The 12,055-nt window shown below is 61.7% G+C and carries 11 protein-coding genes; 6 read left to right on the forward strand and 5 right to left on the reverse strand.

What is annotated here, in order from left to right:
* Positions 1–141 precede the first annotated feature (141 nt).
* Positions 142–738, forward strand: coding sequence for an EipA family protein (locus QA644_RS13775; RefSeq protein ID WP_074069309.1), 597 nt, complete (start codon positions 142–144; stop codon positions 736–738).
* Between the two features lie 120 nt (positions 739–858).
* Positions 859–2,013 (forward strand): hypothetical protein, encoded by a 1,155-nt coding sequence (locus tag QA644_RS13780; protein ID WP_283068995.1) that lies wholly within the window; start codon positions 859–861, stop codon positions 2,011–2,013.
* A 1-nt stretch (position 2,014) separates the two neighbouring features.
* On the opposite strand, the gene QA644_RS13785 is transcribed toward QA644_RS13780, so the two are convergent.
* Both QA644_RS13785 and QA644_RS13790 read right to left on the reverse strand, forming a co-directional pair.
* Positions 2,015–2,836, reverse strand: a complete 822-nt coding sequence (locus QA644_RS13785) for an RNA methyltransferase (RefSeq protein WP_283068996.1) — start codon at positions 2,834–2,836, stop codon at positions 2,015–2,017.
* 5 nt (positions 2,837–2,841) lie between these two features.
* Complete coding sequence (locus QA644_RS13790; RefSeq protein ID WP_194727811.1) at positions 2,842–3,225, reverse strand: hypothetical protein; 384 nt, start codon at positions 3,223–3,225, stop codon at positions 2,842–2,844.
* Between the two features lie 37 nt (positions 3,226–3,262).
* Here QA644_RS13790 and QA644_RS13795 point away from each other — a divergent pair, with 37 nt between their 5' ends.
* From QA644_RS13795 to QA644_RS13805, 3 genes are all read left to right on the forward strand, one after another.
* Entirely contained in the window at positions 3,263–4,288 is a 1,026-nt protein-coding gene (locus QA644_RS13795; protein WP_074069313.1) for an RluA family pseudouridine synthase, read from the forward strand.
* A gap of 172 nt (positions 4,289–4,460) precedes the next feature.
* Positions 4,461–5,369 (forward strand): RNA polymerase sigma factor RpoH, encoded by a 909-nt coding sequence (rpoH, locus tag QA644_RS13800; protein ID WP_039845711.1) that lies wholly within the window; start codon positions 4,461–4,463, stop codon positions 5,367–5,369.
* Positions 5,370–5,465: 96 nt separating this feature from the next.
* Entirely contained in the window at positions 5,466–6,107 is a 642-nt protein-coding gene (locus tag QA644_RS13805) for a glutathione S-transferase family protein (protein WP_283072385.1), read from the forward strand.
* 48 nt (positions 6,108–6,155) lie between these two features.
* On the opposite strand, the gene QA644_RS13810 is transcribed toward QA644_RS13805, so the two are convergent.
* Positions 6,156–8,597: a hypothetical protein gene (locus tag QA644_RS13810; RefSeq protein WP_283068998.1), complete on the reverse strand. Its 2,442-nt coding sequence runs from the start codon at positions 8,595–8,597 to the stop codon at positions 6,156–6,158.
* Positions 8,598–8,659: 62 nt separating this feature from the next.
* Entirely contained in the window at positions 8,660–9,958 is a 1,299-nt protein-coding gene (locus tag QA644_RS13815; protein WP_283069000.1) for an adenylosuccinate synthase, read from the reverse strand.
* A 195-nt stretch (positions 9,959–10,153) separates the two neighbouring features.
* Between QA644_RS13815 and QA644_RS13820 the strand changes: the two genes are divergently transcribed.
* Positions 10,154–11,071: a DMT family transporter gene (locus QA644_RS13820; protein ID WP_194727815.1), complete on the forward strand. Its 918-nt coding sequence runs from the start codon at positions 10,154–10,156 to the stop codon at positions 11,069–11,071.
* A gap of 2 nt (positions 11,072–11,073) precedes the next feature.
* Here the strand turns inward: QA644_RS13820 and QA644_RS13825 are convergent, their stop codons facing one another.
* Positions 11,074–11,919 (reverse strand): GNAT family N-acetyltransferase, encoded by an 846-nt coding sequence (locus tag QA644_RS13825; RefSeq protein WP_283069002.1) that lies wholly within the window; start codon positions 11,917–11,919, stop codon positions 11,074–11,076.
* Positions 11,920–12,055 lie beyond the last annotated feature (136 nt).

Below are 12,055 nucleotides of genomic sequence, written 5' to 3' on the forward strand. Positions count from 1 at the left end.
TCAAAATTGCACGAAGTTTGCGCCGTACTCGTCGCCATAATGACACCATATTTGGTAAACCGATTATTAAGACGATCCGCGCAAAATGCATCCACTGCCGGAAACGGCTCATCGAACCGACCATGATGAACGGATGACACCATGCGCCTTCAATCCCCCGGAAGATTTATGGGCTTTTGCCGACTCTTCGTCGCGCTGACCATTGCAGCATTTGTGCTCTCCCCGCAGCAGGCGGCGGCACAGCAGGCCAACAGCAATCAATACACCATGCAGGAGATCGTCGACGCTGGCCATTCCTTTTTCGGATCGACCAGCGGCGGTCTGGCAAAGGTAGTTGAAGCGGCCTTTCAAAAATATGGTCTGCCAAACGGTTACGTTTTGGGACAGGAAGGGTCCGGCGCCTTCATCGCCGGCCTGACCTACGGAGAAGGCCAGCTCAACACCAAGAACGCCGGCGCCCATTCGCTCTACTGGCAGGGACCGTCCCTCGGCATCGACTACGGCGGCCAGGGCTCGCGCGTCATGATGCTGGTCTACGACCTGCCTTCGATCGACAGCATTTATGCCCGCTTCGGCGGTGTCAGCGGCCAGGCCTTCGTCATTGCCGGCTTTGGCATGACGCTGCTCAAAAACAATAATGTTCTGGTGGTTCCGATCCGCACCGGCGTCGGCGCCCGCCTCGGCGTCAACGTCGGCTATCTGAAAATCACGCCCGGCCCGACCTGGAACCCCTTCTAAGCCCACGATCGGCGGCGGGATTCTTGCCCGCCGTCACCTATCCGCCACTTGCTCTAGGCGCAGCGCGTGCTTTAATCATTGGCGCTGACGCAAATCAAACTTTAAAGCAATGGCCGCGCCGTGATCGAATATGCTCTTCTGTTCGGACTGGGTTTCCTGACGGCGGCGTTCCTCGTCTTCCTGATCTCTCCTGCAATCCATCGCCGCATCGTCTGGTATACGGAAAACCGCATGAAGGCGACAATGCCCCTCACCCCGCAGGAAGTACGGGCGCAGAAGGACATGGTACGGGCGCTCTACGCTGCGGAGAATGCCAGAACGGCACAGGACCTGATACGCGAGCGCGAAAAATCCCTGTCCCTGCAGCTTCGCCATGATTCCCTTGCGCTCGATGCCGGCCGCTTGTCGTCCGAACTCGGCGCATTGCAGGCGCAGATCGGCGATCTGAACGTCGAGGCTGCCGAAATGCGCTCCCACCTGCGCATGGACGAAATCTATATCAGCAAGTTGAAGACGAGCCTGCACATTGCCGAACAGGCGACTTCTGCAAAGGAAAGCGAGATCGAGACGCTGCGCACGCGCCTCAACAAGCTCGCCGAGCAGGCGGACAACCTCAAAATCGACATGGCGGCGCGCGAAACCGAGATGGAAAGTCTAAAAGTCCGTGCCAACGCGCTGCGCGACGAACGCGACACGTTGCGCCAGGACGTCAATCTTCTGCAGAAGCGGGCCAAGGATGCCGAGCAGAAGCTGACGCAGCAGGAGCATTTGGTGATCCGCCTGGAGGACAAATCCGCGCGCGAGGCAGCTGCCGCTGCCGACAAGGAAACGCTGCTCGGCCGCCGCCAGCAGGAAATCGCCAAGCTCAAGGAGCAATTGAAGTCGCTCAATGCCGGCCTGCGCAAGGCAAACCGCGCGCTTCGCGATGCGGGTCTGGCAACGGTCGAAACCAAAGGGGAGGAACTGATGCAGGAAGAATCTCCAGCTTCCGAACTTGATTCAGCAGCGGTTGCCGCCCGCCTTGCCGAAGAAGTTCGCGCGCGCAGTGCAGCCGTTTCCGATCGCATTTCCAAGGCGAAGGCGACGACGGGCAACGACAGCGCCATGCGCGAAGAGATCGCCTCGATCGCGGCTGGCATGGTGGCACTGACGGCGCTTAACGAAGGCCCCTCCTCGCCGATCCGCGACCTTCTGCCGGAGGATGCGGGTAACGAAGAGGGCGAACGCGTGAGCCTCGCCCAGCGCGCCGCAACGATCCTGTCGCAACCGGGCTGATTCAGAGACGAACGGCCGCCGATGCCATCGCGAACAAAGCGATGCCGGTCGCCGTCGCGACATTGAGACTGTCGAGGCGGGCAGATTGCGGAATGCGCGCACTCCTGAAACGCGCCAGGACAGCTTCCGGCAGCCCATCTCCCTCGGTACCGACCACCAGCGCCATGCGATCCGAAGGTGCTATCGCACGGATATCCGTCTTGCCGCGCGGCGATAGCGTCCAGATATCGAAACCGCGTTCTGCTAGTGCAACGAGGATATCGAGAGCACTGCTGCTCCGCTGATAGGGAACGCTCAGCACGGAACCTACCGACACACGCATCGCCTTCCGGTAAAGCGGATCGCAGGAGGTCTCGTCGAGGAAGATGGCGTCCGCGTTGAAGGCGGCCGCGTTGCGGAACATCGAACCGGCATTGTCGTGATTGGAAATGCCGCAGCCAACGAGCACCAGCGCGCGCTCCGGCAGGTTGTCGAGCAGGTTCTCGCTGCCCGGGATGCGTCGGCCGAGCGCCAGCACGCCGCGATGCAGCTGGAAGCCGACGATGCCCTCGAGAACATCCGCCTCGGCGACATAGACTGGGACATCATCCGGCACGCGCGCAAGAATGTCTGCGACGCCTTCGGCGCGGTTTCGCAGCAGCAGGATTTTCTCGGCCTCGAAGCCGCGTCTCGTAGCGTGGGCTTCGGCCAGCATGCGCAGCACGACGGTGCCTTCGGCAATGAAGCGGTTCTGCCTGCCCGTCAGGTCGCGTTCGCGGATCGCGCGGAATTCCGCAATGCGCGGATCGTCGGCGCTTTCGATCGTGATCGGCGCGGCAGCCATCGGCCTCAGTTGCCGGCGACGGTGATGTCGGCGACGAGCCGACCCGCCTCGATGTCGAAGACCAGCGCCTTGCGCTTGCCGTCGATTGATTGGCCGAAGAACAGGATCTGGCTGCCGGAGAGCGACGTGGACTGCACGGCGAACCCGAGCGGCAGGGAAACCGTGGATCTGACCGGCGAATCCGAAGGAACGCCGGAGCCCGAGACAGCTGCCGTTTCTGCCGGTTCGGCCTTCATCGTCTTGTAGACAACGGCGCCGAAGACCGCCATAAGGCTCACGAACATGATGGCGCCGGAGACGATCTGCAGGCGGACCATCTTGCGCCGGACATTTTCCATTGCCGGATCAAGGGGCTGTTCTTCCTGATCGTCCAGCTCGATTTTCGTCATCGTGGTGTCCTATGAAATACTTCGGAGAAGAAGCGTCTTGAGCGACCCCTTTAAACAAGCATCCGGCATTAGGAAAGTCCTGACTGCCGATGAGAATGCCGAAGGCCGCCTCGACGCCTGGCTGACGGCCCAGCTCGGCGAGGAATTTTCCCGCAGCCGCGTCAAGGTGCTGATCAAGGATGGCCAGTTGCTGGTGAACGGCGCCGTTGTCCTCGACCCGCAAAAGAAGGTGCGCTCCGGCGACAATTACGAACTCCTGCTGCCCGAGCCGGAAGACCCGACGCCGAAGGGCGAAGACATTCCGCTCGACATCCTTTACGAGGACGACGACCTCATCGTCATCTCGAAACCGGCCGGCATGGTCGTCCATCCCGCTGCCGGAAACTGGACGGGAACACTCGTCAATGCGCTGATCCACCACTGCGGCGACAGCCTCTCGGGCATTGGCGGCGTCCGGCGGCCAGGCATCGTGCATCGGCTCGACAAGGATACGACCGGCGTCATGGTCGTCGCCAAGAACGATATTGCACATCGCCACCTGTCGCTTCAGTTTGCCGATCACGGCCGCACCATGCCGCTCAAGCGCGCCTACCAGGCGATCGTCTGGGGCCGGCCGCGCTCGCTCTCAGGCACGATCGATGCGCCGCTCGGCCGCTCGACCGGCGACCGCACGCGCCGCTCCGTCAAGCGTCCTGACAGCCAGGAAGCCGACGAGGCCATCACGCATTACGCAGTGCTGGAACGCTTCCACGAGAGCCCGGATGCAACAGCGCTTGCCGCCCTCGTCGAATGCCATCTGGAGACCGGCCGCACCCATCAGATTCGCGTTCATATGGCCCATATCGGCCATCCGCTGCTTGGCGATACGGTCTATGGCGCGCATTTCAGAACCAAGGCCAATCTACTGCCCGATGAAGCACGTAAAGTCGTCAACAGCTTCGGCCGTCAGGCGCTCCATGCCTATATGCTGCAGTTCGAGCATCCCCGTACGGGTGAACTCATGCACTTCGAAGTGCCCCTCCCCGTAGATATGGTGGAACTCGCAGAAGCGCTCCGCCGTTAGCAGTATAACGTCTTCGTGAATGCTTTTGATGGGCTTGAACCGCTGTTCTGCCATACTTATCTGTATGTTGACTTAGTGCGGGCTTGGATTTGAGCCGCACGTCCCGGTTCGCCAGTTCCGACGCGGGGACGCGTTCCATCGGGAACCGGAATCTATATAGGAGGGTGCAATCATGGCCCGCAATACCTTGCCGTCCATTACCGCCGGCGAAGCCGGTCTCAATCGTTATCTCGACGAAATCCGCAAGTTTCCGATGCTGGAGCCGCAGCAGGAATATATGCTGGCAAAGCGTTATTCCGAGCACGGTGACCGCGAAGCTGCGCATAAACTCGTCACCAGCCACCTGCGTCTCGTCGCCAAGATCGCGATGGGCTACCGCGGCTACGGCCTGCCGATCGGCGAAGTCGTGTCCGAAGGCAATGTCGGCCTCATGCAAGCCGTCAAGAAGTTTGATCCGGAACGCGGTTTCCGTCTCGCCACCTACGCGATGTGGTGGATCAAGGCCTCGATCCAGGAATACATCCTGCGCTCGTGGTCGCTGGTGAAGATGGGCACGACCGCCAACCAGAAGCGCCTGTTCTTCAACCTGCGCCGCCTCAAGGGCCGGATCCAGGCAATCGACGAAGGCGACCTGAAGCCGGAGCATGTCGCGGAGATCGCCACGAAGCTGAACGTCTCCGAGGAGGAGGTCGTTTCGATGAACCGCCGCCTTTCCGGCGACGCTTCGCTGAACGCGCCGATCAAGGCCTCCGAAGGCGACAGCGGCCAGTGGCAGGATTGGCTCGTGGACGACCACGACAGCCAGGAAGACGTGCTGATCGAGCAGGACGAGCTCGAAACGCGCCGCCGCATGCTCTCGAAGGCGATGGGCGTGCTAAACGACCGCGAACGCCGCATCTTCGAAGCACGCCGCCTTGCCGACGATCCGGTCACGCTGGAAGATCTGTCGACCGAGTTCGACATCAGCCGCGAACGCGTGCGCCAGATCGAAGTGCGCGCCTTCGAAAAGGTGCAGGACGCGGTGCGCAAGGAAGCGCTGGAAAGGGCAAACGCCGTCCGCGTCGTCGAAGCCACGGCATAACGGGTTCGCGCCTCGATATGAGATCGGAAAGCCGCTTGCTGCAGAGTGCGGCAGGCGGCTTTCTTCATTTTAAGTTTGCAAGAGGCACCTTCCGGGATGAGGCAAAGGCCGAAACTGTTCGGCGCGGATTACAGCGTTTATGTGCGGGCCGTGCGGCTCACCTTGCATGAAAAGGGCGTTGACTACGATCTGGTGCCCGTCGATGTCTTTGCAGCGGCAGGACCGCCGTCATCCTATCTCGCCCGGCAGCCGTTCGGCCGAATTCCAGCCTTGGAGCATAACGGCTTCAATCTTTATGAGACCGGAGCGATAACCCGCTACATTGATGCGGCATTCAACGGTCCAAGCCTGCAACCGGCAACTCCAAGGAAGTGCGCCCGGATGAACCAGATCATCAGCATCGCGGATGGATACATCTACTCCAACCTCGTCTGGGGAATGTATGTGGAACTGGTGTCGAAGCCGCTGCGCGGAGAGCCAAGCGATGAGGCGCGCGTGGCCATCGCTCGATCCAAAGCGCCTGTTTGCCTGCAGGCTCTTGCGGATTTGATGGATGGCGAGCCTTGGCTCGCGGGAGAGACGCTGACATTGGCGGATCTGCACGTCGCACCAATGATGGATTATTTCTTGACGGTTCCCGAAGGGCGGAAGCTGCTTGAGCAGCACACCGGTCTCGCCGCCTGGTGGCAACGCATCGCCGAGCGTCCAAGCATGCAATACACAAAGCCAACGACATGAGCCCGGCAGCGGGTTGTCCCGCTGCCACTTCTCCAGGCGACCAGCGCGTTACTGGCTCGTGCTCACGTCGCCGAGCGCCGTCCATTCTTTGACTGCGGTATTGAAGGCTGCTATGCCGGTCGGACCCTTCTGCATCGTGATCAGTGCGCGGCGGCCGTTGCGATAGGTGATCGGAATATCGATCCAGTCACGCGTCGAAAGCAGATCGAGGTTCGCCTTGCGGGCATCCGGATAATCGTTCAGCGCGATCATGTGGAAGTCATCGGTGATTTTGGCAGGAACCGCGATCAGCGGGTCGCCGCGATCTTGTTCCGTGCGCTTCATCGAAATGCGTTGGACGCTATCGATGCTGCCGCCTTCGAAATTCGGCGGAAGCGAGAACACGATCTCGACAAGGTGGCTCGCCGGAAGCGACGGATCGGAGTTGCGCTTGAAGGTGACGAGAGCCGAAAGATTGCGCTCCGGCACCGTCACATTGGCCTGCACCGTCGATTCTTGCTTGCCGCCCTGGCCGGCTTCGCGCTGGACGCTCCAGGCGACACCCCCCTGGATCGCCGTTGGCGAGCTCTGGCCGATCCGCTCCTCATAGAGGAACATCTTCTCGCTCGCACTGGCCGGCACCTGCTGCGGAGCAGCGGTCGGGCCGTTCGGCGGCGGCGTCTCGGCGGACGCCCCACCTGCCTGTACGGGCGGAGCCGGCGCGGTGGATGCCACATTCTGCTCGGCGACCGACTTGCCTTCGGCGGTGGGCGTACCGGGCATGGCAGCCGGGCCGCTGTCGACTTCCGTACCGTCTGCCATGAGGCGCTGGTTGAACTTGTTGTTGACCGAAGAACCATCATCGAGCGCGGCAACCTGCCGGCCAGGTTCGGCAGGCTTGGCCGCTTCGGTGTTGTTTGTCGAAGGGTTTGCCGGCGTCTGGTTCTGCATAGCAGCGGGCTCGCTCTCGGCCGTTTTGGACGGAGCGGCGCTCACCAGATTGTCAACCATCGCGATCAGCTCGGCACGGTTCATCCAGGCGGCGTAGGCACCGCCGCCCAGCACTGCCAGCACGCCGATAACGGCAATGATCGTGCCGATACCGAAGCGGCGGCGCTTCGGTTCCATGCGGAAATTCTTGCTCTGCAGTTTGGCGGCAACGATCTGGTCGATATCGGCAGCTGGCGCCGAATCGTCGTCTTCCGCAACGACGCCGCGGCGACTGTAGCCCCGAAGGGCCTTGGCTTCCTGCCACTCTTCGCCCGGTACGTCGGCAGCAGGCGCCGCAGGCTTGCCGTGGATCTCGGCGAACAGGTCCGAATCGTCGAAGTGCGCTGCGACAGGGGCCTTCTTGTTGGTGCCTGCCTCGATCGGCGGCAGATCGTCAAAGGCGGCGGCTTCCCAGGAAAAGCCCTCGTTCGCGGCCGGCATCTTCGCGGGCGGCGGCGGGTTTTGAAGACCAGCAATGGCTTCCTCGAAGGCGCGCGCGTGGTCGTTGGCCGACTCCGCTGGAGGAACGCTTTCTGAGAAGTTCCTGACCTCCTCCGTGGCCCATTCAATCTCTGCGTCCTTCGGTGGCTCGGCCGGAGTTTCGGCAGCCGGCTCGGCCCAGACGGGATCGAAATGCGCAACCGTTTCGGCCTGCAGCGGCTCCTCGCGGCTGTGCTCGACGAACTCCTCCGGCTTCTCGAAAGAGACGAACGGCTCAACGAGCCGGTTCGACGGATTGTATTCGCCGGCAGGACGAAGGGATTCCGGTTCGACAGCCGGTTCGGCCTCGACGGCAGGCGCCTCCTCGAGATACTCCTCCGGCGGGGGTGCGTATTCCTCGACCGGCACTTCATCGCGATGCGACGCAGCCCATTCCTCAGGAGGTGCTGCTTCCGCCTCAGCCGCAGCAGTAACTTCCTCGACCGGGCGGTCCCATCGTTCTTCTTCTTGTTCTTCCGGCACCGCCGCTACCGACGCGGGCTCCTCGTGAGGCTCCTCGTAGGGGGCCGCCTCTTCCTGCGGTTCAGGCTGCGGCTCTTCGTGACGGTATTGCGCTGGTTCATCCGCATCGGCGAGATGCTCTTCTGCGACCGGTTCTGCGGCAACCGGTTCGTCAGCAACCGATTCTGTGGCAACCGGTTCGTCAGCGACCGGTTCGTCAGCAACCGCTTCTTCAGCAACCGGTTCTTCAGCAACCGGTTCTTCAGCCGGCTCCGGCGCGGCAGCATACTGTGCTGGCGGCTCGGAAACAGGCTCTTCATGGATAGGTGCTTCTGCTGCAGCAATGGCTGCCTCATCGTCCGGCAATGCCTCGGAGTGCTCGGCCTCCACCTCGCGGATAGCAGCATCGAGCTTATCGAGCTGGCGCTGCAGCATCGCTTCCGGCGGGCGCGGCTTCATGTTTTCGAGCTGCCGCTGCACCGCGCCGCGGGCACGCTCGTAAACCTTCGCCCGCATCTCGGGGGTGTTTTCAGCCAGGCCGTCAACCGCCCGCCGGATAACTGCAATAAAATCAGCCATTAGTTACTTTTCTCGAGAGGCCCGATTCGCGGCCGGGCCAGATGCCATAATGACCCGCGACATTAATCCTCAAACGGATCAGTCACAAGTATGGTGTCATCGCGCTCAGGGCTTGTCGACAAAAGCGCGACAGGCGCACCGATTAGCTCCTCGACCTGGCGGACATATTTGATCGCCTGCGCAGGCAGATCGGCCCAGCTGCGGGCGCCGACGGTCGACCCCTTCCAGCCTTCCAGCGCGATGTAGACCGGCTCCACGCGAGCCTGCGCCGCCTGGCTTGCCGGCAGATGGTCGATCTGCTCGCCGTCGAGCATGTAGCCGACACAGATTTTCAGCTCGTCGAGACCGTCAAGCACGTCGAGCTTCGTCAGCGCAATGCCGGTGATGCCGTTGGTCGCGACCGACTGGCGTACAAGCGCCGCATCGAACCAGCCGCAACGGCGCTTGCGTCCCGTCACCGTACCGAATTCATGGCCCTTCTCACCAAGGAACTGGCCGACCGAATCGTTGAGTTCCGTTGGGAACGGACCTTCGCCGACGCGCGTCGTGTAGGCCTTGGTGATGCCGAGGATATAGCCGAGCGAGCCAGGTCCCATGCCGGAGCCGGCAGCAGCCTGGCCGGCGACCGTATTCGACGAGGTCACGAAGGGATAGGTGCCATGGTCGATATCGAGCAAGCTGCCCTGCGCGCCTTCGAAAAGAATGCGCGCGCCCTTGCGGCGCTCCTTGTCGAGGAGCAGCCAGACCGTTTCGCGGAAGGGAAGCACGCGATCGGCGATCGACGTCAGCTCCGTCATGATCGCCTCGTGGCTAACCTCGGCAACGCCCAGGCCGCGGCGAAGCGCGTTGTGGTGCGTGAGGATACGGTCGACCTTGCCCGGGAGCGCCTCCAGATCGGCGAGATCCATGACGCGGATCGCGCGACGGCCGACCTTGTCTTCATAGGCCGGGCCGATGCCGCGGCGCGTCGTGCCGATCTTCGTGCCGCTGTTGGAGGCGGCATCTTCGCGATAGGCATCGAGCTCGCGGTGCAGCGAGAGGATCAGCGTAGCGTTGTCGGCGATGCGCAGGTTGTCGGGAGAAATCTTGACGCCCTGTTTTTCGAGCTTCTCGATCTCGGCAATCAGCGCGTGCGGATCGACCACGACGCCGTTTCCGATCACCGCCATCTTGCCTGGGCGCACGACGCCGGAAGGCAACAGCGACAGCTTGTAGCTCGTGCCGTCGATGACGAGCGTATGGCCGGCATTGTGTCCGCCCTGATAGCGCACAACGATATCCGCACGTTCCGAAAGCCAATCGACAATCTTGCCCTTGCCTTCGTCACCCCATTGCGAACCGACCACGACTACGTTCGTCATCCAACTCTTCCTGTTACCGGCGGATTATCCGCGCTCTGCTCAAACCCGCGCATCTATAAAGCTTTGTTTTTTGGAAAGCGACCCTGTTATCAGGGCGAAATGGGCTTTTTACGTGACAAATCAGCCGGTCCCGGGCTATTGCCGGTCCATCGGCAGCCATTCGAACTACTTTTCGGAAGACGGAAAGAACCAACCTTGCATATCACGGCCTATATTTGTCTCGCCATTGCGACGTTGTGCTGGGGTGGAAACACTGTCGCCGGAAAGCTGGCGCTCGGCCATGTGAGCCCCATGACGCTGACTTTCCTGCGCTGGACTATTGCGACCGCGCTCATCGCCGCGGTGTCGCTTCCGCAGATCAAGAAGGACTGGCCGGTCGTCCGCAAGAAGCTGCCACTGCTGCTTTTCTACGGCATGGTCGGCTATACGCTCTTCAACGCCATGCTTTACTCGGCCGTGAAATACACCACCGCCATCAATGTTGCGATCGAGCAGGCAGGCATCCCGATGCTGATCTTCCTGCTCAATCTGATTTTCTTCCGCACCGGCGTTTCGGCCGCGCAGGTCGCCGGCTTCGGCATGACGCTCGTCGGCGTGGCCTTGACCGCCTCCCATGGCGATATCGCGGCGCTGCTCAGGCTCGGTCTCAACCGCGGCGACGCCTTGATGCTGGTGGCGGTCGCCGCCTATTCGATCTACACGATCTTTCTGCGCTGGAAGCCGCCGGTCGACTGGCGCACGCTCATGGCCTTTCCCGCCCTGGCGGCGGCGCTGACGTCGCTGCCACTGCTGCTTTGGGAAAATGCGGCCGGCAATGTCCAGATGCCGGACGGCAAAGGCTGGATTATCACGTTTTACACGGCGATCTTCGCCTCGCTGGTTGCGCAGATCCTCTATATCAAGGGCGTGGAGTGGATCGGCGCCAACCGGGCCGGCCTCTTCATCAATCTCGTTCCGGTTTTCGGCACGCTCTTATCCGTGCTGCTGCTTGGCGAAGCGTTGCAGCTCTTCCATATCGTCTCGCTGGTGCTGACGCTGGGCGGCATTGCGATCGCTGAGACGGGACGTCCAAAGCTTTCGGCTTCGACCGCCCCCGCCTCGCCTATGGACTAAGATCAGCCGAGTTCCAGCGTCGTGACGCCGTAGACGTTCCTCAGCGGAATGGCAGGCGCCGTGCCGCGATACATGCGCGCCGTCTCGAATACCGGTTCGAGCCCCATGTTTTCGGTAAGCGCGATCGCTTCCCTGTTTTCGGCGGGGACATCGATGAACACCGGCTCGCCGCCAGCCTCCGGCAGCAATTCGGCAAGCAGCGCGGCTGCGGTATCGGTATCGGCGGCAAAAAGCGGCCCGATCTTGTAGCCTTCGTAACAGCGGCGGATTGTGGCGTAGCCGCGGATCTTGCCGCTCTTGCGCGCGATCGCCGTCTTGCGCCCGCGCCGCCGCTTGCACCATGCGGCAACGAATGCATTGCGTGGCTCGGTGAAAATCGCGGCATCGTAACGGAACAGCCCGTCCAGCTTGTCCGACACCGGATGCGCTAAGAGCGAGGACTGCGGAAACACCGCCGGAATGCCGCCATACCGGATCGTAGTATAGGCAGGTTCGAAGCCTGCCTTGCGGTAATTCTCCTGCTGAGCGACGACGCCGTCGAGACCGATCGTGCGGTCTGCCGCAGACGCCATGCCGGCATTCCAGAGCGCCTTGCCGTAGCCTTTGCCACGGAAATCCGGATGGACGATGTAGAGGCCAAGAAACGCCAAGTGTTCGCCGTATTTCACCACCGAAATGGAACCGACCGGAACTTCACCAACCGCACCGATGAAGAAACCGGACGGGTCGGCTTCCTGGAAAGCGAGCGAATCGTCGAGTCCTGGATTCCACCCCTCCTGCCTTGCCCATTCGAGCACAAGCTCCAACTCACCCGGCCGCATCGCGCGAACCGCAAATTCCGAACTCATGCAACCTTCCCAAGCAAACCCTGCCTTAAGTTTGCAGGGCAGAATAAAGCGTTAAAGTCTGAACCGCGGCATCGCTACCGGGCGCGAAGAAACATGCTCATTGCTGAAACGACCTGCATCGATCGTCATAAGGCAC

Origin of the sequence: Rhizobium sp. CC1099 (assembly GCF_029714385.1) — a bacterium.
Taxonomy (GTDB): Bacteria; Pseudomonadota; Alphaproteobacteria; order Rhizobiales; family Rhizobiaceae; genus Rhizobium.